Raw genomic sequence first — 20,356 nt, forward strand, 5'->3', positions numbered from 1 at the left:
AATCATTTTGCGAGTCATTCAAAGAAAGAGAAAATAGTTTATTAACAGAGGATTACTTGATTTACTGACATGAATCAACTAGCGTAAATCTTTTATCTATCGTTATTATTATGAAAACACGTCTAGTTTGGAATTTTGAAATTGATAGCGATAATTTGCTTAATTTGCAAAACTTGAGCGATTTGCGAGATGAAATACGTTGGGAGTCTCGTTATTTTTGGCCGGCAGATACCCTTATTTGCTTACAGGGTTTAGATCAGCGTTTTTTACTCCTTTCAAACTACACTATTAAACATCGACAAGATTGCTACTCTTTATTAGCTGACGAAAACTTTAATATTAAACATCGACGTATGCAGTTGTTATATAAACCTCTATTACAAGCAACCAACTCCTTATGTGGTTATGGTAAAAAAATTGCTCTTGCTGATTACCCAAGCGATGCAATCCTCCCGGGAACTAAAGCGCTTGATGCGCCCACTTTATTAGCGAAAATTGAAAAAAGCGCAAAAGAAATTCAAGTTGCAAAAGAGGCATTGGTTTATAAATTACCCAGTGAACCAACCATCAAACTGGAGTTGGCACGACTAGTAATTAACCAGAAAGTTTACTTTAGCGCCTGCGTGGAAGGTCGCTCTAAAACGTTAGTTTCAACCATCGCAAAACACTTGCTGGGAGAACAGGTTTCCTGCGACTATATACGTTTTCTTAAACAAACTTTTGCACTACGATGAATAATCTGCTCGCCATCGTACTCAGCTTTGGAAAAATTGGCCTCATCTCCCTGGGGGGAGGCAACTCCATGCTGAAACTTTTGGAGTATGAAGCCGTGACCAATCGTCATTGGATTAGCCCAGAAGAATTTGTCAGCATGGTGGGTACCAGCTTTCTTTTCCCCGGCCTAACGGCTGTAAAACTTGCCGCGTTAATTGGATACAAAGCCGCAGGAATGCTGGGTTTAATTTTCGCTTTAACTTGTTTAAATCTGCCTGGGCTTATTTTAGCTGTTATAGGTTATCAATTATTGAGCACAAATAATGGCCCAATAACTAAAAAAATTATGCTTGCCGTTCAGTATGGCGCTTTAGCTTTGTTAGCCGCGGCCTCTTATTCTGTCGCTCAAAGCGTGATTGAGATGTATTACTCTCTGCCCATTGTTATTGCGACCATTTTGTTTTTCATTGGCTTAGTTTATTTTCAACTTTCGCCCTTCTGGGGATTTATCGCATTTATAGCAATTTGTTTCTTTCTCGTTAAACCAAGTTAAGATCTTTTTTTCCGCTAAAATTCTCTCAATAACAGCTTATTCATTTGCTTTTCTGAATGACTCGCATTTTTTAAATGCAACTGGCAAAATTAACTTATCAATCTTTATGTTGCAATTCAAACAACTTCATTCCGAGAGGTATAGATCGTGAATAGTGATTTAGATAATCCTGAGTACTATATCAATCGCGAATTCACCGCGTTGTCGTTTAACGAGCGTGTATTGCAGCTAGCAAAAAACGAGCGCGTCCCCTTATTTGAAAGAATGCGTTTTCTTTGTATTTGCAGCGGTAATCTGGATGAGTTTTTTGAAATTCGGGTTTCAGGTTTGAAAGAAAAGATCGCGCTTTCCTCCAGAAAACTTTATATTGATGGTCTGCAGGCTGATGAAATTTTTGGACAGTTAAGTAAAAAAGTTCATCTATTAACGGATGAACTCTATCACATCTTTAATAGAGAACTGCTACCAGAAATGAAAAAAGCCAATATCCATTTTCTTTCCGTCGAGGATTGGAATGATGATATGCATCTTTGGGCGAAACATTATTTTAAAAATGAAATTTTACCTATTGTAAGTCCAATAGCACTTGATTTGGCCCATCCTTTTCCACGCTTATTCAATAAAAGTTTGAATTTCATTATTTCCTTGCGCGGCAAAGACGCCTTTGATCGTAATATTGATTATGCCGTAGTCCATGCTCCTCGCTCACTACCGCGTATGATCCCCTTACCTTCTGAACTTTGTGCTAATGGGGGCAGCTATTTTGTTCATTTGTCATCCATTATTCAGACACATATTTACAGTTTATTTCCAGGCATGGAAATCGATGGCTGCTATCCTTTCCGTTTAACACGAAATAGCGATTTATTTTTGCGGGAAGAAGAAATAGAGGATTTAGCTGTTGCAGTACAGCGCGAGCTTTTTTCCCGGCATTATGGTCACGTAGTACGCCTTGAAGTCGATATTCACTGCCCGTCGCATATTGTTGATTTTCTTTTGCAAAAACATCATCTTCATCACGAAGATGCTTACTATTGTGATGGACCAGTGAACTTGCAACGTTACTATAATGTGCTTAATCACATTGATAGGCCAGAGTTGAATTATCCACCGCTCATTGCTCAATACCCTGCGGTAGCCCATAAGCGGAGTTTGTTTAACGTCATTGATGAGCAAGATATTTTATTGCACCATCCTTATCAAAGTTATGAGGTAGTGATTGATTTTGTTCGCCAAGCTGCCGCTGATCCTAATGTTTTAGCTATTAAACAAACGCTTTATCGTACTCACTCTGAATCCATTATGGTAAAAGCCTTAGTCGAAGCGGCTCGCTCTGGCAAAGAAGTCACTGCAGTCATTGAACTACGTGCCCGCTTTGATGAGGAATCAAACTTAAAACTTGCGAATCGTTTGAATGAAGCGGGTGTTTTAGTGCTCTATGGGGTTATGGGCTATAAGACGCATGCTAAAATGACCCTGGTTGTGCGGCGTACTCATGGAAAATTAAAGCGCTATGTTCATTTAGGAACCGGTAACTACCATGAACAAACTGCGAAACGCTATACTGATTTAGGTTTGCTAACCTCTGAACAAACTATTGCTGCCGATATCCAAATCATTTTCCAACAACTAACGGGTTTAGGTAAGACCGTAAAGCTTAAAGCAGTTGCTAATTCACCGTTTACGTTGCAGAAAAATTTATTGCAACTGATTGATCAATGCCGTCAAGCAGCCCTAGAGGGTAAAGAAGCTGAAATCAATATTAAAGTGAATGGATTAACCGAGAAAACCATGATTAAAGCCTTGTACCAGGCATCGCAAGCAGGGGTTAAAATTACTTTATTGGTACGGAGCGTTTGCTGCCTTAAACCTGGTATCCCTGGTATTTCCGACAATATCCGTGTTATTTCAATCGTCGGTCGTTTCCTTGAGCATCATCGTGTTTTTTATTTCCGTACTGGACTAGAAGAACGTTATTATTGTGCAAGTGCCGATTTAATGGAACGCAATCTCTATACTCGTATCGAAATTATGTTCCCTATTTTCAATGAGGCTTGCTGTAAACGCATTAAACAGGAAATTTTAAAAAATTATTTAAGAGATAATTGCAATGCTTGGGAAATGCAGGCGGATGGTAGTTATAAACGGATAGGGAATGGTAGTTATAGTGCTCAGGAAAAATTATTAGAGTTATATGCCAAAGCGGCGGAGGAAGATTGAAACGATTTGTCGTCATTACGAGGAAGCGTTGTAAATCCGGTAGCCCAACCTACGATAATATGATCTTATGCGCTTTACCAGGTACTTCACGTGCCAAACGTGGGACCAAATAGCCAGGCAGTAAACTTTGTAGCTGAAGATGAATGGCACGTGCTGCTTCTTCAGTTAAATCAAAATGGGCAGCGCCTGCTACTTTATCTAAAACATGTAAATAATAGGGTAAAACCCCACAGTCAAACAAACGTTCACTTAAATTTGCAAGGGTTTTTGCATCATCATTCACTGCCTTTATTAGCACAGATTGATTCAGTAGATGACAACCTGCTTGGCGCAAGGCAATACAAGCTTGCTGCACTTGTTCGTCTAATTCTTGAGCGTGATTTGCATGCAATACAACCACTTTGCTCAAGCGAGTTTGAGCAAGCATTGCTAACAAAACCTCATTAATCCGTTCTGGCAAAACCACTGGAATCCGGCTGTGAAACCGTAGTGTTTGGATATGGGGAATGCTGTCTAGTTGCTTGATAAATTCGTCCAACACTTTATCTGCCGCCAACAAAGGATCGCCGCCACTTAAAATTACCTCAAAAATGGTTGAATCTTGGCGGATATAATCAAGAACTTCTTGCCAACCCTTGCGACCAGGATTGTTATTCTGATAAGGAAAATGACGTCGAAAACAATAGCGACAATGAACGGCACAGACCCCAGTTAATGTCACTAGTACACGCCCTTGATATTTATGGATCAGTCCTTGCAAGGGATTTACACTTGATTCAGCAAGCGGATCCTTAGCATAAGTCTCAACAGCCTGTAATTCCTCATCGACAGCAAGGACTTGTAAAAGAAGAGGATCGTGTGGATTTCCAGTTTGCATGCGCGCAGCAAAACCTCGAGGAACTCGGGTTTTAAATTGTTTCTCAGCTAGTGCACTACCTAATTCTAACGGTAATGATAAAAACTCTAGTAATTCATTGACGGAAGAAAATCCTTGCGCCAGAATTTTTTCCCAGGTCACAGAAAATCTCGCCAGTTATATCTGCAGGAATGTCGTTTCGTTTTCATCTTAAAGCCAAAATTCACTCGCAACAGGTATGCAAAATTGATAAACTGCGAACTGTATCGAAAAAGCAACAAAATCTCAACAGTGGAGCACTGATGGCTATCTACAGCACAAATGAATTTAAAAATGGCTTAAAGGTCATGGTTGACAATGCACCTTGTAGCATTCTTGATTGCGAATTTGTCAAACCTGGAAAAGGGCAAGCATTTACCCGAGTAAAAATTCGTAACTTAAAAACAGGGCGCGTAGTTGAACGAACCTTTAAATCAAATGAGTCTTTAGAGTCAGCCGACGTTGCTGACGTAGAAATGCAATATCTATACAACGATGGCGAACTTTGGCATTTTATGGTTCCTGAGAGTTTCGAGCAATATGCAGTAGGCTCAGAAGCCTTAGCCGATGCTCAGCAATGGCTAAAAGAGCAAGATATTTGTATGGTAACTTTGTGGAATAATGAGCCCATTCAAGTAACACCACCAAACTTCGTGATCTTAGCCATTACTGAAACTGATCCTGGCTTAAAAGGCGATACTTCCGGCGGTGGCGGCAAACCTGCTACTTTAGAGACAGGTGCTGTCGTTCGTGTACCTTTATTCGTGCAAACCGGCGAACTCATCAAAGTGGATACCCGCAAAGGGGAGTATGTTTCGCGCGCGAAGGAATAAGCGCAGCGTTAATGCCATCATTTCCGCGGCTGCATAGTTGAATTGAACCTTGGCCCAAGCTAGATTAGTTAAGGAAAAATTCAAATTAACTTAATAGTACGGGTGTTAATGCCGCAGATTACCATCTGCGGCCTTCAAACCAACTTCGATTAGAGTAAGCACGATAACCACGCCAGTAACCTACATTACCCCAACCACCGGAATAATAACTGGTCCAGTAAGGCCGATAACCATAATAGCCTACGGCATAAACATAATCGTTATTATAACCAGGGGAGTAAGTGGTTTCTGCTATTGTACAGCCGGTAAGGAAAGTTGCAGGTACAAACATTAACGCTGCAATTGTTATTTTTTTCATGTTTGCTTCCTTATCAAGATTTGCAATTTAATTATACAACAATAATATAAATTGCACAAAATGGATTATTTTTAATTTTCTGGGGAGGGTAAAGAAATTGAAAAATACAGGCAATGACAAGCCTGAGTATCTGAGCCGCAAAATAACGCACAATGTATGGCGACCTATGAAGTGCTTTAGGTTTCCTGCCGTGAACAGATATACACACCACACTTCAAAACCGATCTCCTTATCTAAAATTGAATTTTGGTTCAGCCAGGTTCAGGTCATTACCTATATGTTTTATAATAGACCATTTGGGTGGTTTTTTGAAATTTTTGAACCTATTTTGCAATGATAGACAAGTGCATAAAAAAATGTTTATGCTGCTCTAATAACTCCACCTATCGGATAGCTATGAGAAATTTTTTACTGAGTCCACCCACATCACCTGATGATTTAGAAAAGTATGTTAATGAAGAGTTAGCACAGGGCAAAAAGGAACTTAGCTTTTTTAATTTGCGCCTCGATTTCTATACTGCAGAACAAATCACTGCCTTTCTCAAAAAAATAACTCAGGCTGGCGTTACCTCTCTTCATTTTAAAAATAATGAACTGGGTTCTACAATTAAGCCGGAATGTTGGGTCGCTTTTTTTGATGGCTTAATTGATAGCTCCATCAAAAAATTGCTAATTGACGATAATCAAATCCATCAATTAGATCTGGGATCCTGGAAGGCCATGGATAATTTTATAGAAAAATGCAAAAGTAGGCTGGAGCTGGTTTCTTTGCAAAATAACAATCTAGTTCTCTTATGCGACGAAAAGCATGAAGTTCTAAATAGACTGGTGCATCATTTAGCTTGCCCCTGTCTAATCAGTTTGAATAATTGGCATACAAACTTAAGCCGATGGGGCGAACTTACTTTTGTTGAAAATACTAGCCAAGCACTATTACTAGCTCGTCACCATATCCTGACAACAAGGAAAACCCAAGCAGATTTTGCTCATGTAGAAGATGAAAAATTGGCCAGTGGTCCCAGCTCCTTCTCACATTAGTCGTAAGAACTCACTCTGTACGTCATTCCGAACGTAACGAGGGATCTCCGAATGCTGGCATAATGCTAAGTCACCGAGATCCCCGGTTTTTTTGACCATGAAGCGGGGTTAATTCCTCTCATGATGCTTGAATTGTCATCCTTGTATAGGTTAGATATTCATCCAACAAAATTATAGTTTTCGAGTTTTGTCAGACAGTTACAGGAGACGTGTGGCCTTAATCACGGAAATTTTCAAATTGCAGAGGCAATTTTATATCTGATTTTTTGAGTAAGGCAATCGCTTCTTGTAAATCATCACGCTTTTTTCCGGTGATGCGGATTTTTTCACCTTGAATAGAAGCCTGGACTTTTAGTTTACTATCCTTAATAAATTTGACAATTTCTTTTGCTGCAGGTTGATCAATACCTTGCTTAAAAGTCATATTGAGTGAAAAAGTTTTCCCGCTATGAATTGGTTTATCTTCTATATCGACACCTGAAGTACTTAAATTACGCTTAGTACAATGATTGGTGAATAAATCTTCTAGCTGTCGCACCTGAAAATCAGATTCTGATTTTAGCGTTACAGTTAATTCATTTAATTCAATACTCGATTCGACCCCACGAAAATCAAAGCGAGTTCCTAACTCTCGAACTGCATTGTCGACTGCATGACGTAATTCTACTTTATTAATTTCAGAAACAATATCAAAGGACGGCATAATCCACTCTTTAGTTATTAGCGCATAACAGTCTATATTAACTTCTTTTCAATGAAGGTCAAAGTATATAAGATTGCCGCTTCATATATAGAGCATGGTATTTCAGAGAACTCTCGAGATGATGCAATTTAAGCCAAACTAAATTTATTTGTATCAAATTTATCAAAATAAGATGTCTGTGAGAATTATTTGTTATAATCCATCCCCAAAAGTTAGCAGGCTCAATCGCTTCTAAAAAAAAAGAGTTTGGTTATGTACAAAAAAGAAGAACTTTTAGCATTTGAAAACAAATTCAAGCAATTATTTGATAACAATTGCTACATCCTCCCAAACTTCCCCACCCAGTTAGCACAAATGCTAACCTCGCTCAGAGAACAAATTGAAGAACGCTCCGATACAGAAGAAACCCGGCTTGATAATGCAGCGGTTCCTTTATTAATTCGGCTCTATTTGCTCAGTATAGGAATAATGGACCTTAATTCTCCTTACTCCGATGAAAAGAGAATTAAAGTAGCAGATGGTATTATTCGCTGTACAAATTTAATTAAAATACTTCTTGCCCAACCCGCTGATCAAGAGATCTTCGAGCAATTGGACGAATTACTCTATTCTGACATCTTTGAGCTAAGAGCCTACGACTCTGCGTGGAAACATTATTTTTTTTCTACCTTGGACAAAATTCTAAACGCCATCAACAGGGTTCGAACCTTTGTATTCAGTATGAATTATCCACGCAGTCGTTTAGCAACTAGAGAGATCATTGGGAAAACCTTAGAAGATTTTTTATTAGTAGCAGAAAACCCATCCACCACGAGTAAACTGCTGTCCTCTCTACGTCCGCAAATAGCGTCATTGAGTTTTTCTTCTACTGAAGAAAATAAAGCCTATACTCTGTATCTGAGTGAGCTAATAACTTCTACTTATGAAAAATTCTATACTCGCAATGCCCAAGAGGAAAAGGCTCTTATTGCCGCTAGGACAATGCTCGAATCCCTCAATCGCTTTGGTCAACAAGTTCTACTAACTAAAGATAATCTAATTATTAATAATTATGCTGAAACAGCGTTTCTAGCAAGCCAGGATCTAGCCATTGAATTATTAAAAGATGAATCCCCATCTATTGAGCGCATGGAGCAGCTAACTACTTGTTTTGATCAAGCGGCTATCGTTATTCAAAATCCCGGCAAAAAAGCAGAGCTAAAAAAATTAGAACTCTTGGTCGAGAAAAGTGATTATAAGCGTTATCACTGTGATAAAGAAAAATCGACTTATGCTATCTTTCGTATCTTAATTTCCGCTTTGTTTCTTGCTTACGCCATCTATGATGTCGTAACTGGCTTCGGAGTTTCACTCGCTGCCCAGCTTTGGGTTATTAGTGCAGAAGCAGGCAGTTTAGCTGTCGGTAGTGGCCAGCTTTATTATTTCTCTAATGGCAAAGTAAAAAATACCCTATTTGCTGATTCTCTAGGAAAATTGACGCAAGCTGCTCGCATAAAATCATATTCTGAAGACTGGCAAGATAAGGAGAATCTAGAAAATCGAAGGGAAGAAATTCTTATCGAATTGAATGAAAGTAAATTTGGGCAAGCCAATCAGAAAATAAATAATCTACTTGATGAACTGGCTTGTTTACGCACCAATATCAATAAAACCAAGATGACACTTATAAGCTCCCAAGCTCGCGCGGTTTTACAAAGTGGAGAAGAGCTTGCTATTGATTTACTGCGGGCAAAATCCCCTTCTTCCATCCGAATTAAGAAACTGCGTAAATGTATCGAGGCTGCAAATACCGTTGTCACACAGCCTGATAATCTTGAAGCAATTCATCGTTTAGTGACTTTAATCAGTGAACGAGATTATGAAGCTAGAAAAATTATTGCTCGTGATTTTTTTATTGCCAGTTTATTAGCGTTGGCATCAGTCGCCTTGTATGTTGTCACGATTACGGGGACTGTATTGTCTGCAGGTATTACCGCTGGAACAATTTTTACTCCAATTACCTTATCCATCACTGCCGCCTATAAATTTGCTCATGCCTTTCATTCCCAGCACACACGCTTTACTGACGAAGCGGAGGCTTTAACTGAATTTGCGCAAATTGCAGGGAAAAACTTGACCTTGATACCTGTTGTTGCCGAGTCGCCAATGACAGTAGATGAGGTTGATTCTACAGTTCCGCCGATTCTTAACTAGCTACTGAAAAGAAAGCGTTGATTTTATCGGCTAGGCTTAATTCAATCCGATCCCCTTTCTGCAGCGCCCCAGTACCTGCAGGGGTACCGGTAAAGACGAGATCCCCTGGCTGAAGAGTAAATTTTGAACTTAGATAATGAATAAGATAGGGAAGATTAAATATCATCTCTTGGACAAAACCACGCTGACGAATTACACCATTTAATTTCATTTCAAAGCAAAGCTCTAGGGGATTTTCAATTGTTTCAGCAGGTACAAACTGTGAAATACAGGCAGCACCGTCAAAGCCTTTTGCTAAAGTCCAAGGTCTACCCTGCGCTTTTGCTTCAGCTTGCAGATCACGAGCCGTGAGGTCAAGACCAATGCCATAGCCAGAAACCACCCCAAGCGCTTGCTCGATTGAGATATTTTTGGCCTCTTTCCCAATCAACAGCAGTAATTCAGCTTCATAATCGACTTCATTAGAAAACTCTGGCAACTGAATTAATTGATTTTCCGTCATTAATGCTGAAGTCGGTTTTAGAAAAACCAGAGGCAGTCCGCTGGGTTGATTGTTTAATTCTGCAATGTGATCGCTATAATTTCGCCCGATGCAGAAAATATTAGAGACTGTAATGGCTTGTTTTGTTGTATAAAAAACTTGTTTCAAAAAACTAACCTCCAGAATAATGTCTTCCTTATTTTTATTTAAATGGTTTAATAATTCAATCGAGTTACAAAAAATTTGCTAGGCTGTTAGACAATGTTAAAATATCCCTCTTTTTATACATCCTTTTAGAGTTTCTCAGTGCATCATTACCACGATTTAATCACTATATTTAATAATTGTTTTACAGAAAAATACAACACCAAGTTAGTGAAAGGTGATGATGAGCCCCTTTATCTTCCTGCAGATGAAAATCGTCCTTATCACGCGATTTTTTTTGCACACGGTTTTTTTAGTAGCGCACTGCATGAATGCTCTCATTGGTTAATTGCTGGGAAAGAGCGAAGAAAATTAGTCGATTTTGGTTATTGGTATGAGCCAGATGGACGGAATCCCGAACAGCAAAAACATTTCGAAATAGTGGAGGTAAAACCACAGGCTTTAGAATGGATCCTTGCAACCGCCGCAGGTCACTCCTTTCGTGTCAGCATCGATAATTTGAATGGGATAGAATCGGATTCAAGTGCATTCAAAGATGCTATCTATCAACAAGTATTAACTTATTGTGAAAAGGGACTTCCAAAGCGAGCAAAATTATTTCGCGATAGCTTAGCCCAATTTTATAAGACGAATCTTGATTTAAAAGCTGAAAACTTTAGCAGAGAGGCGTTATTTTAGATTTTCGCCTTCTTCACGCAAAAGAGCGGCAAGTACTTCTTTTATCTCTTTTTTGTGCTCAGTAAGAGAAAGCGTAGCCTCTCCCAATATAGCATAAACCTCTTTTATTGCAGACTGGGTAGTTAGCTGGGAAAGATGTTCCTCGATGATTTTAATATCTCCTCGTTGCAGAGGTCCGGTAAGCGCTTTTTTATGGCTAGAATTTTGTAAATTTTGCAAGGCATCTTTCATTAACATGCTAGTAATTTTGTAGGCTAGATCTTCGCTAAGACCTGCTAAATGATAACATTCGCTCGCGATATGATGAAGTGTGACTAAATAATTATTAGCAATTACTCCGGCTGCATGGTAAATCGTTTTTTGCTCTTTTTTTATAGGAAATAAATGAGCACCTATCCCTTCAAATAAAGCTTTGACGACAGGAAAAATCTCTAAATCTCCCTCATACCCACAATAGGTACCTCGGAAGGTTTTTGCACTTATCTCAGGGTTAGCAAAGCTTTTGATGGGGTGCACAGACATTGCAAAATGACCCTGGTCTCGAGCATACTGCAAGGCCGTCGAAGAGAGCGATCCGCTACAATGAATAAAAATAGCCCCGGTTTCAATTTTAGCTTCAATAAGTAACTGCTTACAAGTTCTCTCAATAAGATCATCACGCGTAGTGATAAAGTAAATATTAGCCTGCGGTAGCTCGCTTAATTTAAGATAGCTTTTTCCTGCGCCAATAAATTTAACAGATGCATTTGCAGTTTCCTCAGAGCCAGTAAGAATTCCTTTTACTGTACCCAATTGCTCTTGAGTGATTATCCTACCTAGCGTTTTTCCTAAATTGCCACAGCCAATGAAATTAATATTTAGCATTAATAAGCGCTTCCTCAGCTCCAGTATAATAGCTAGGAGTTGTTGTTTTTAGGCGTCGAATTAAAACGCGTCCAAGTTTAATACCTGGTTTTTCAATAGCCTTTACTAATACAGCACAAATTGCGATCAGCATTATTAAAGCGTAGCGATTATGTTGGAACAGACCTCCTGCAATTGTCCACTGTTTGATGTGATCAAAGAGCCAATTGTGCATTAGATAAACAGAGTAAGTCAGTTCAGAGATAAAAAGTATCAACCGATTAAAAAAGAGCTTATCTCTGGCTGTCCAAACTGCTAAAAATATAAGAAAAGCCAACCCTGCAAAATGGACATGTCGCCAACCTGGATTTATTGTCGCGATGAGATGCCAGTGTTGTATGAAAATAAAACCAGTGAAGAGTGACATCTGAGCAAAGCTAACTTTTTTATTTTCATACATCCAAAAAAATGCACCTAAAAACAGAAAAGGTCCATAAATATTTAAATAACCTATAGCTAAGTACTCTGCATGAGGAGTTGTAGGCAGATTGCCGATTATTAAGGCTGCAATCGCTAAAACTCCTGGTAATGCATATTCATATTGGCCAATTATTTTAAAATAGCGCAGAGTAAACATAAATAGGTAAAATAAAACCTCTACTCGTAAAGTCCATTCCACACCACTTAGAGAATAAGGCGTTTGGAAAAAATCACCTACCAAAAGTAGCTGCGGAATTATTATTTGTAAATTAATAATCCCTGGGTGAGCGGAATAAAGTAAAGAGTACTGAAGCAATACAGCAAAAATATATAAAGGATAGATTCTGAAAATTCGTTTGACGAGAAACTCTAAAGGCTGTTCAGTTTGTAAAACATGGGTAATCACGTAGCCCGAAACAAGAAAAAATACAACAACACCAGCTCCACCAGCAAAACAAAGAGGCAAGATTAATTTAATAAGAAACCGCAAGGATTCATGCACGGAATCATCATTAGAAAAACCAAGCAAAATTGGATAGAACTTATGACCAATTAGAACACTACTGAACGAAAAAATTCTCAACCAATCGAGAAATATTATTCTTTTCATTTTTATCCTAAATAGGCGCAATTTTCACTGCGCTAATTATACAATTACCAGCCAGAACTAAAACCAGAATCATCAAGTAGATCCAATAAATACTGGCCATATCCAGATTTAGCCAACAATTTTCCTGCTTTTTCTAATTGTTGATTATCTATCCATTTTTGTCGCCAAGCAATTTCTTCCGGGCAGGCAACTTTAAATCCTTGTCGTCGCTCAATTGTTGAAATGAAATGGGAAGCCTCTAACATTGACTCATGAGTACCTGTATCTAACCAGGCAAATCCTCTTCCCATAATTTCTACTTTAAGTAAACCAGACTCCAAATAGCGACGATTAATATCAGAAATCTCTAATTCGCCACGGGGTGAAGGTTTAACGGATTCGGCAATTTCAACCACATGAGGGTCATAAAAATATAAGCCTGTTATCGCATAGCGAGATTTAGGAATTGCAGGTTTTTCCTCGATACTGAGGGCCTGACCTTCTCTGTTAAATTCTACGACGCCATAACGTTCGGGATCATGAACTGGGTAAGCAAAAATACAGGCGCCATTCTCTGTTTCTTGTCCCTTCATTAAAGTTAGTTTTAAATTGTGACCGTAGAATATATTGTCGCCAAGCACTAACGAGCAGGGAGAACCATTTAAAAAATCTTTTGCAATAATAAACGCTTGCGCTAAACCATCAGGTGAGGGCTGGGCCGCATAGCTTAAATTTAAGCCCCATTGTGAACCATCCCCCATTAATTCGCGAAAATGAGGTAAATCACGAGGTGTAGAGATGACTAAAATTTCTTGTATTCCCGCCAACATTAAGGTCGTTAAGGGATAATAAACCATTGGCTTATCAAAAACAGGTAATAATTGTTTCGAAATAGAAAGAGTTGCAGGGTATAAACGCGTTCCTGAGCCACCGGCTAAGATAATACCTTTTCTTTTCATACATCCACCTCTTATTGTTCGGAATATTGTTTCTGAAGCCATTCGCGATAATGGCCAGAAATGATGTCATCTAACCATTGTCTGTTGGTTAAATACCATTGTACTGTTTTGCGTATACCCGTGGCAAAAGTTTCCGTTGGTTTCCATCCTAACTCTTTTTCGATCTTTTGTGCATTGATAGCATATCTTCTATCATGCCCTGGCCGATCTTTGATAAAGCTAATTAGGCGTTTATAGCTCCCTTCTGGACTTGGTTGCAATTCATCCAATAATTGACAAATAGTATCTACAATTTCCAAATTAGTCATTTCATTGTGGCCACCTATGTTATAGGTTGAGCCAATTTGACCCTCAACTAAAACACGCTCGATTGCATTACAATGATCAATGACATACAACCAATCGCGAACATTTTTTCCATCGCCATATAAGGTTAATGCTTTATTTGCTAAGGCATTGTTGATCATTAAGGGGATCAATTTTTCAGGAAATTGATAAGGACCATAATTGTTAGAACAATTAGTCGTTACAACAGGCAATCCATAAGTGTGGTGCCAAGCTCGAACTAAATGATCGCTAGCCGCTTTACTGGCTGAGTAAGGACTGTTTGGTTCATAGTTTTTTCCTTCGGTAAACGCAGGATCAGTTGGATTGAGTGAACCATAAACCTCATCTGTGGATACATGTAAGAAACGAAATTTTTTTTGCGCCTCCTGACTAATAGATAGCCAATAATGACGTGCTGCTTCTAGTAGTTGGAATGTGCCTTCGATATTTGTTTGAATAAATATTTCTGGGCCATGGATAGAACGATCAACATGACTTTCAGCAGCAAAATTAATAATTGCTCGTGGCTGAAAGTTAGTGAGCAACTGATTAACTAATCTTCTATCTTCTATACCACCTTGCACAAATAAATAATTTTTATTATTTTTTAGCGCCGATAAATTATTAACATTGGCAGCATAAGTTAATGCATCTAAATTAAGCACAGGTTCATCATTCGCTGCCAGCCAATTTAAAATAAAATTGGCTCCAATAAAACCGCATCCTCCCGTTACTAGAATCATTTAGATTTTATCCTTCTTTTCGGAATTCACAGTATTTGCAGCAGCAGAGTGAAGCGGTGATAAATTGATGGAAACCACCTGAAATGATAGCCCGTAATATTCCTTGACTATATCAGAACTAAAAACAAGCGAGTTAACACCAGACAATAGATCCTGTCGAGGGATAGTCGCTACTACATCTATGTTATTTGGAATTATAGCCTTAGGATTAAAGTCCAACCAGCGAAATGCAATATCGTGGTCATTAATCCGCATTTTGAGCGTGTTGCGAATATTGTCATTAATAATATTTGCTAAGGTCACGCGCAATTGATAAACATCAGCGCTAGGTCTTAAATTAAATAGCAAGTTGGCATCTTGTGCTATTTTGGCAGCCAAGGCCTTATGGTGAAAACTATTAACCATCCACCCTGCTTCATCCCAACCATTTCCCGGAATAGGTATATCCAGACCCCACCAATCTCCGAAATCCCATTGGAAGCGATCGGGAGTTGGCGCCTTCCAAATTTTTGTAAAATGTGGGAGCCAAGTATTATCAGCTAGAATATTGCGATAGCGTAAGGAACTCAAACTTTGACCGTGGCGTAAATCTTGACGGTAGCTATCCATCTTAGGATCAGCAATTACCGAACCATCAGGCTCAATGGTCACAATATACAAATCCTTCTTAGGCACAACTTGTACTGGATGTGGTGTCTTATTTTCTATGCCTGAATAAATTTCCGGATATACAAAAGACCAATTGTCTTCATGCTCAAGGCATGAACCTGAACGATGAGTATCATATAACTGCCAGCCTTCCCCAGGGGAACGGCAAACTAAAATTTGATTTAGGGAGTGGTTATAAAAATAAGACAACGCACCTTGCAAATTAGGAGTTAAAAACATCCAGGTATAATTCAACTGATTAGTTTTATCTAAAACGAGTAAGGTTTTATCTTTTCTACCATCGTAATTTTCAACAATTGCTTTTAGCAAAGAACGCTGAATCATAGAAATTTGTACATAATGGCGAAACTGAAATAATTGCGCCGCTAATCCTAAACCAATTAACAAAAAACTTAAACTAATCGCTATTTTCCTGGAGTGCTTTGCAATGAGCATTAAAGGGACTAACCAAACCATCACCGCTCCAGGTGAAGCAAATAAGTAAGTCCGTTGTGTAGTTGCTATGTAACTTGGCAAATAAAGAAAAGTTGAATATCCCAAAATCAATAATAAGAACCCTGCAACAGCTAATCGCAGCAGACTGGCTCTGGCTTCATTATTATCTTCATGCTCTTTGAGAGAAGCTGTCCTAGTGAATAAGAATAAACCATAGATACTACTTAGAATGAGCGCAAGATAAAGATAACCATATAAACCAAACTCTTTAAAAAGCATCCCAAATGCGTCGAACCAGCTACCCAATAAAGCGCGTAAAACACCCACTGAAAACAACTTAGAATAGGGTGTTTGAGTAATAAGTGCCCACAAACTTCGTCCACCTATGAGCGTATTTTGATATGTCTTTATAGCAGGGGTTAAATTATGAAGGTAAACCAGATAGATAGCTAAAGTTGAAACCCAAGCTATAACAAGTAATTTTCGAGACCACAATAGACTGTAAGTGCCGCGTATCCCATGTTCAGCGTAGATTATTAAAAAAGGCAGCATTAAAAGCGGAATTGCAGCCTCATACATACAGATTGCAGCAAAGTTAAAAATTACCGCTAAAGCACTAAAGACAAAATAACGAATCAAAGGCTTAGCTTGAAAGGCTAATACAAAAAAATAACTGGCTAACAACTGTAGCGATAGCGCCCAGTTAATATGAAGACCGCGAAAGGTCATTTGCATAGTATCGGCAGGATAAAGAACTACCAGAATCGCGGCTAAAAATGCCCATTGCAAAGAACCTGTGGCTTTTCTAATTAAAAAACCAAAGCAAAAGCCTTTTATCAGGAAAGACAGCATCAATACCAGGTGCCAGTAATTAAATGAATTGTTATCTAAATAGAAGGCAACGGAGTGAGGAAACACAGTGAGCGGACGTGATGCATGAGCCGCTAAAGGACTGGCTGTATCAGCAATAAAAAATAGGCCACGGGTGGTATAAGTACCGATGATGCCCCATTCTTCAATTAAAGCAGTTAAACTAAATCCGAAGGGCAGCCATAGCGCAATGATTACAAATGATAACGTTAATAACATCAAGAGCCAACCATAATAGGTTCTTCTTTGCTCTCTAGAGGGGGGCAATGAATTTCGCTCAAATCCTGGTGTAACAGCCATGTTAATCCTTAATTGCTATAAATGTTTTTTAGTGTGATCAACCAATCTTATTTTACTCATCACATCTATAATAGGAAGTATTTTATCACTAACTAACAAAGGCAAATCGGGTAACAGATCCCTAGTCTCTGAAGCGCATTGCATAATACACACTAAGGTATTGGAAAGCAATCCTAGACACGAGAGCCTTTAAATATCGATCGAGTGCTAATCTTATCATTAAAAAATAAGCAAGACCTAATTGTCAGTAAGCGAACAAAATTCGCTGTAATTGCGAATATAATCATTCGCTTCGTAATAGTCAGAGGTGAAAACTAAGAGTACTGCCTCCTGGGAAAATTTATATTGTACCCCCCAAGTCATGGGTGGAAGATAAAGTCCTTTATTCGGTGCATCAAGGACGAGCTCTTTACGGTTCTTGCCGTCATCTACCATGACTGAGCAGTTCCCTTTGATGCAAATAAGAAACTGATGACATTCATGATGGGCATGTTCGCCACGAACCTTTTCCGCAGGAACATTAAATACCAAAAAATATCTTTTTGGGAAAAAAGGGATCTCTTTCATAAATTCACCAACCGATAAATCTCCCCGTGGATCTTGCATGAGTTTAAATTGATGCAAGGTCACTTTTCCTACGCCAATTTCAATTGGTTCTGCTATCTTTGCATCAGGTTGCATTTGAGAGTTGTCTGTATCCGCTTTGACATAACCCACTACTTTGCTCGCAGGACTAGTCACAATAGCATAAGGAGGGACTGATTTAGTGACAATCGCTCCAGCGCCTATCATTGCCCCTTTACCAATAGTAATGCCTGGTAAAATCACCGCTCCAGCTCCTATTGAAGCGCCTTTTTCAATGCGGGTTTCCAAAAACTTTTCGGGGTAGAGTTTAGAACGAGGAAATTTATCATTGCTAAAGCTAACATTTGGGCCGATAAATACATCCTCTTCAACGCGAATCCCATCCCAAAGTTGCACGCCAGATTTAATAGTTACCCTATCACCAATGATGACATCATTTTCAATAAAACAATGCGAACAAATGTTCACTTCGGCGCCAATTTTAGCTTCTGGTAAAATAATAACAAACTGCCAAATCCTTGTTCCTTCACCAATGGTGAGTGCTTGGACATCAGAAGTTGGATGTTTAACTACTGAATTATTCATTCATGACCCCATTCATTGATGTGTTTCAATGCGACCACCGCTAAGGGACGCTGTTTACTATTTTCATAACCTCGCCATGCATAGGTACCGATTAGTCCTAGTCCAAACATGTTGAGGGCGCCTAACAATAGCACGGTGAGAATAATCGCTGCGTATCCTGGGACTACAATCATCCCCATGATACGTGCAGCAAAAATAAGCGTTCCTAGACCAAGCGCAAAAAGGGTGCCGACTGCTCCTGTGCGAATCAACATGCGAATAGGATAATCTGTGAATGCAAAAATGCTATCCATCATATAATCTAATTTTTTTCGGAAAGTCCAGGCGGATTTACCATTTTGGCGTTTTTGTCGTTCGTAATTGACCAATTTACGGCGAAATCCAAGCCAGAAAATCAATGCGATAAGCGAAGAGCGGGACTCTTCCAATTGTAATAGTTGATCACGAAATTGCTGGTTACAACCAAACACATCAACACCACCAGGCGGCATATCAGGAATGATTAAACGGCGGTACAAACCCCAAAAAAGATTCGCAGCCATTCGTGATAAAAATGGGTCCTGACGCCCATTTCGCGTACCGATTGCTACATCACATTCATCGGCATCCAGCGCTTTGAAAAAGGTAATTAATAATTCGGGAGGCTCTTGTAAATCAGCGGCCATAACCCCAAAAAACTTTCCTCTCGCTGCAATTAACCCCGAACGTATTGCAGGAAAAGAACCGAAATTACGCGAATGAACCAATAATTGCGCGGGGAAATTTAAATGCTCAAGATTATCTCGAATAATTTCATAAGATTTATCTGGACTACCATCAATAACGAAAACAGCCTCCATGTTCCCCGCAAGATCGTTGTTCATTTGCTTTAATATTTCAAGTAATTCCAAAATAGAGGCTTCGTTTTTATAAATTGGAATAATGACGGAATATTTCATATTCACCAACTATTGACTGTTAACATGATGGGTTTATCAATAATTTTCATACGTTATCCCTAACAAATAAATTGCTAAAGTTGCTTTGGGGTTGAAGTATAATCGGAACGAGAATGTAAGTCTATTGCTCAGCGGCTTGCTGTGGCTAGACGTTGCTGGGGATGGATAAACCAATTACTGGTTGAGAGCTTATCCAAATGCTCAAGCTTTGGAAATTCCTGATAATAGCAACTGTCTTGGCCCAAGAGCTCATTTCCTTTATTTTTGTGGAATGTCGGGCCTTGGCCCAAGATTATTGGGGGATCAGTAAATAATCGACAGTAAATTCTCCCCCGATACACATGCCAATATTATTTCCCCACTTATCAGCATCCGCTTTATCGATAGAATCTGGAATCTTCGCGTAGTATTTAGCTTGGCATTTATCAAAGTTCGCGGGAATTAAGGTTAGGCATTTATCATAATTAATGTTTGCAGCCTTTAGTTTTTTGCTTAAATCAGCATCCTGCATAAAACTCTTGCAAATTATTTCAGGAGCTAAATCCTTAAGCCCCCGCAGCCAAGTGTCTTTGGGAGTACCGTCAGCCAATGCAATAGTGGAAAAAAAGAGAAAACCTATGCCAGTCATTATTTTGCAAAATAGGTTATTAAACATGATCATAGTTTCCTTTTTATAATTTGTTACAAAAAGGATAGTTGCCGTTTCTAGATTTTTCCACCACAAAAAATTAACAGACTAAGTGTTAATCACTATACTTTAGAATAGTGTAAGAGAATTTAGGACAATAAGCATGGAAAATAAACCGATCAAACTACCTGGAGCTGAGCATCCGATTACCATCGAACGAAACCCCAACCGTATTAAGGTGGTGGTTAGCGGAACAATCATTGCTGATACGGAAGGAGCATTAACCTTATATGAGGCAAATTATCCCCCAATCCAATATATCCCACGCAAAGACGTCGATTTGTCCTTGCTTCAACGAAGTGCTAATACAAGCTATTGTCCCTATAAAGGAGACTGCTCCTATTATAATATTTCGATAGGAGGCAAAAAAACTGAAAATGCAGTCTGGTCTTATGAAGCGCCTTACCCTGCTGTTGGAAAAATTGAAGGCTATCTTGCATTTTATCCAGATCGCGTTGATGCTATTGATGAAACTCAGTTCGCCTAGCTTCAGATAAAATTGAGCCATATCTGG

At 38.9% G+C, this 20,356-nt stretch carries 20 protein-coding genes; 8 read left to right on the plus strand and 12 right to left on the minus strand.

Annotated elements, in window-relative coordinates:
* Positions 1-110: 110 nt before the first annotated feature.
* From Lnau_RS01440 to ppk1, 3 genes are all read left to right on the plus strand, one after another.
* Positions 111-734, plus strand: a complete 624-nt coding sequence (locus Lnau_RS01440; RefSeq protein ID WP_058503375.1) for a hypothetical protein — start codon at positions 111-113, stop codon at positions 732-734.
* Entirely contained in the window at positions 731-1,267 is a 537-nt protein-coding gene (locus tag Lnau_RS01445) for a chromate transporter (protein ID WP_058503376.1), read from the plus strand. Before Lnau_RS01440 ends, Lnau_RS01445 begins: the two co-directional genes overlap by 4 nt.
* Positions 1,268-1,414: 147 nt before the next feature.
* A complete protein-coding gene (ppk1, locus tag Lnau_RS01450; protein ID WP_058503377.1) occupies positions 1,415-3,487 on the plus strand; it encodes a polyphosphate kinase 1 in 2,073 nt (690 codons plus the stop codon).
* 49 nt (positions 3,488-3,536) lie between these two features.
* On the opposite strand, the gene epmB is transcribed toward ppk1, so the two are convergent.
* Positions 3,537-4,505, minus strand: coding sequence for an EF-P beta-lysylation protein EpmB (gene epmB, locus Lnau_RS01455; RefSeq protein WP_420795469.1), 969 nt, complete (start codon positions 4,503-4,505; stop codon positions 3,537-3,539).
* Between the two features lie 140 nt (positions 4,506-4,645).
* Here epmB and efp point away from each other — a divergent pair, with 140 nt between their 5' ends.
* Positions 4,646-5,215: an elongation factor P gene (efp, locus tag Lnau_RS01460; protein WP_058503418.1), complete on the plus strand. Its 570-nt coding sequence runs from the start codon at positions 4,646-4,648 to the stop codon at positions 5,213-5,215.
* A 118-nt stretch (positions 5,216-5,333) separates the two neighbouring features.
* Here efp and Lnau_RS01465 read toward each other — a convergent pair whose 3' ends face one another.
* Complete coding sequence (locus Lnau_RS01465; RefSeq protein WP_058503379.1) at positions 5,334-5,573, minus strand: hypothetical protein; 240 nt, start codon at positions 5,571-5,573, stop codon at positions 5,334-5,336.
* Between the two features lie 396 nt (positions 5,574-5,969).
* Between Lnau_RS01465 and Lnau_RS01470 the strand changes: the two genes are divergently transcribed.
* Positions 5,970-6,611 (plus strand): hypothetical protein, encoded by a 642-nt coding sequence (locus Lnau_RS01470; RefSeq protein ID WP_058503380.1) that lies wholly within the window; start codon positions 5,970-5,972, stop codon positions 6,609-6,611.
* A gap of 217 nt (positions 6,612-6,828) precedes the next feature.
* Here Lnau_RS01470 and Lnau_RS01475 read toward each other — a convergent pair whose 3' ends face one another.
* Complete coding sequence (locus Lnau_RS01475) at positions 6,829-7,314, minus strand: YajQ family cyclic di-GMP-binding protein (RefSeq protein WP_058503381.1); 486 nt, start codon at positions 7,312-7,314, stop codon at positions 6,829-6,831.
* 252 nt (positions 7,315-7,566) lie between these two features.
* Here Lnau_RS01475 and Lnau_RS01480 point away from each other — a divergent pair, with 252 nt between their 5' ends.
* On the plus strand, positions 7,567-9,507 hold the full coding sequence (locus Lnau_RS01480) for a hypothetical protein (RefSeq protein WP_058503382.1): 1,941 nt from the start codon (positions 7,567-7,569) through the stop codon (positions 9,505-9,507).
* Here Lnau_RS01480 and Lnau_RS01485 read toward each other — a convergent pair.
* The gene (locus Lnau_RS01485; RefSeq protein ID WP_058503383.1) at positions 9,500-10,156 is read right to left on the minus strand and encodes a fumarylacetoacetate hydrolase family protein; all 657 of its coding nucleotides are present in this window, start codon (positions 10,154-10,156) and stop codon (positions 9,500-9,502) included. The genes Lnau_RS01480 and Lnau_RS01485 overlap by 8 nt on opposite strands.
* Before the next feature lie 138 nt (positions 10,157-10,294).
* On the opposite strand from Lnau_RS01485, the gene Lnau_RS01490 reads away from it, so the two are divergent.
* A complete protein-coding gene (locus tag Lnau_RS01490) occupies positions 10,295-10,831 on the plus strand; it encodes an elongation factor P hydroxylase (RefSeq protein ID WP_058503384.1) in 537 nt (178 codons plus the stop codon).
* On the opposite strand, the gene Lnau_RS01495 is transcribed toward Lnau_RS01490, so the two are convergent.
* From Lnau_RS01495 to Lnau_RS01530, 8 genes are all read right to left on the minus strand, one after another.
* Positions 10,823-11,695, minus strand: coding sequence for a Rossmann-like and DUF2520 domain-containing protein (locus tag Lnau_RS01495; protein ID WP_058503385.1), 873 nt, complete (start codon positions 11,693-11,695; stop codon positions 10,823-10,825). The genes Lnau_RS01490 and Lnau_RS01495 overlap by 9 nt on opposite strands.
* Positions 11,682-12,764 carry an acyltransferase family protein gene (locus Lnau_RS01500; protein ID WP_058503386.1) on the minus strand — a complete coding sequence of 361 codons (1,083 nt, stop codon included), beginning with the start codon at positions 12,762-12,764 and terminating at the stop codon, positions 11,682-11,684. Before Lnau_RS01500 ends, Lnau_RS01495 begins: the two co-directional genes overlap by 14 nt.
* A gap of 44 nt (positions 12,765-12,808) precedes the next feature.
* Positions 12,809-13,702 carry a glucose-1-phosphate thymidylyltransferase RfbA gene (gene rfbA, locus Lnau_RS01505; RefSeq protein ID WP_058503387.1) on the minus strand — a complete coding sequence of 298 codons (894 nt, stop codon included), beginning with the start codon at positions 13,700-13,702 and terminating at the stop codon, positions 12,809-12,811.
* An 11-nt stretch (positions 13,703-13,713) separates the two neighbouring features.
* Positions 13,714-14,772, minus strand: coding sequence for a dTDP-glucose 4,6-dehydratase (gene rfbB, locus Lnau_RS01510; protein WP_058503388.1), 1,059 nt, complete (start codon positions 14,770-14,772; stop codon positions 13,714-13,716).
* The gene (locus Lnau_RS01515; protein WP_058503389.1) at positions 14,773-17,046 is read right to left on the minus strand and encodes a hypothetical protein; all 2,274 of its coding nucleotides are present in this window, start codon (positions 17,044-17,046) and stop codon (positions 14,773-14,775) included.
* 237 nt (positions 17,047-17,283) lie between these two features.
* Entirely contained in the window at positions 17,284-18,216 is a 933-nt protein-coding gene (locus Lnau_RS16860; protein ID WP_058503390.1) for a WxcM-like domain-containing protein, read from the minus strand.
* Positions 18,213-19,154, minus strand: coding sequence for a glycosyltransferase family 2 protein (locus Lnau_RS01525; protein WP_058503391.1), 942 nt, complete (start codon positions 19,152-19,154; stop codon positions 18,213-18,215). The genes Lnau_RS16860 and Lnau_RS01525 overlap by 4 nt, the downstream gene beginning before the upstream one ends.
* A 292-nt stretch (positions 19,155-19,446) precedes the next feature.
* Positions 19,447-19,809 (minus strand): hypothetical protein, encoded by a 363-nt coding sequence (locus Lnau_RS01530; protein ID WP_058503392.1) that lies wholly within the window; start codon positions 19,807-19,809, stop codon positions 19,447-19,449.
* 136 nt (positions 19,810-19,945) lie between these two features.
* Here Lnau_RS01530 and Lnau_RS01535 point away from each other — a divergent pair, with 136 nt between their 5' ends.
* Complete coding sequence (locus Lnau_RS01535) at positions 19,946-20,329, plus strand: DUF427 domain-containing protein (protein WP_058503393.1); 384 nt, start codon at positions 19,946-19,948, stop codon at positions 20,327-20,329.
* Positions 20,330-20,356: the final 27 nt, after the last annotated feature.

The organism is Legionella nautarum, from assembly GCF_001467895.1.
GTDB lineage: Bacteria > Pseudomonadota > Gammaproteobacteria > Legionellales > Legionellaceae > Tatlockia > Tatlockia nautarum.

What these genes read in the sequence shown, in the direction of transcription:
- Lnau_RS01445 (WP_058503376.1), top strand. Translation starts at nt 731, where the DNA reads ATGAATAATCTGCTCGCCATCGTACTCAGCTTTGGAAAAATTGGCCTC.
- Lnau_RS16860 (WP_058503390.1), bottom strand. Translation starts at nt 18,216, where the DNA reads ATGAATAATTCAGTAGTTAAACATCCAACTTCTGATGTCCAAGCACTC.
- rfbB (WP_058503388.1), bottom strand. Translation starts at nt 14,772, where the DNA reads ATGATTCTAGTAACGGGAGGATGCGGTTTTATTGGAGCCAATTTTATT.
- rfbA (WP_058503387.1), bottom strand. Translation starts at nt 13,702, where the DNA reads ATGAAAAGAAAAGGTATTATCTTAGCCGGTGGCTCAGGAACGCGTTTA.
- Lnau_RS01515 (WP_058503389.1), bottom strand. Translation starts at nt 17,046, where the DNA reads ATGGCTGTTACACCAGGATTTGAGCGAAATTCATTGCCCCCCTCTAGA.
- Lnau_RS01465 (WP_058503379.1), bottom strand. Translation starts at nt 5,573, where the DNA reads ATGAAAAAAATAACAATTGCAGCGTTAATGTTTGTACCTGCAACTTTC.
- Lnau_RS01535 (WP_058503393.1), top strand. Translation starts at nt 19,946, where the DNA reads ATGGAAAATAAACCGATCAAACTACCTGGAGCTGAGCATCCGATTACC.
- Lnau_RS01475 (WP_058503381.1), bottom strand. Translation starts at nt 7,314, where the DNA reads ATGCCGTCCTTTGATATTGTTTCTGAAATTAATAAAGTAGAATTACGT.
- Lnau_RS01480 (WP_058503382.1), top strand. Translation starts at nt 7,567, where the DNA reads ATGTACAAAAAAGAAGAACTTTTAGCATTTGAAAACAAATTCAAGCAA.
- Lnau_RS01530 (WP_058503392.1), bottom strand. Translation starts at nt 19,809, where the DNA reads ATGTTTAATAACCTATTTTGCAAAATAATGACTGGCATAGGTTTTCTC.
- Lnau_RS01440 (WP_058503375.1), top strand. Translation starts at nt 111, where the DNA reads ATGAAAACACGTCTAGTTTGGAATTTTGAAATTGATAGCGATAATTTG.
- efp (WP_058503418.1), top strand. Translation starts at nt 4,646, where the DNA reads ATGGCTATCTACAGCACAAATGAATTTAAAAATGGCTTAAAGGTCATG.
- Lnau_RS01495 (WP_058503385.1), bottom strand. Translation starts at nt 11,695, where the DNA reads ATGCTAAATATTAATTTCATTGGCTGTGGCAATTTAGGAAAAACGCTA.
- Lnau_RS01525 (WP_058503391.1), bottom strand. Translation starts at nt 19,154, where the DNA reads ATGAAATATTCCGTCATTATTCCAATTTATAAAAACGAAGCCTCTATT.
- Lnau_RS01470 (WP_058503380.1), top strand. Translation starts at nt 5,970, where the DNA reads ATGAGAAATTTTTTACTGAGTCCACCCACATCACCTGATGATTTAGAA.
- Lnau_RS01500 (WP_058503386.1), bottom strand. Translation starts at nt 12,764, where the DNA reads ATGAAAAGAATAATATTTCTCGATTGGTTGAGAATTTTTTCGTTCAGT.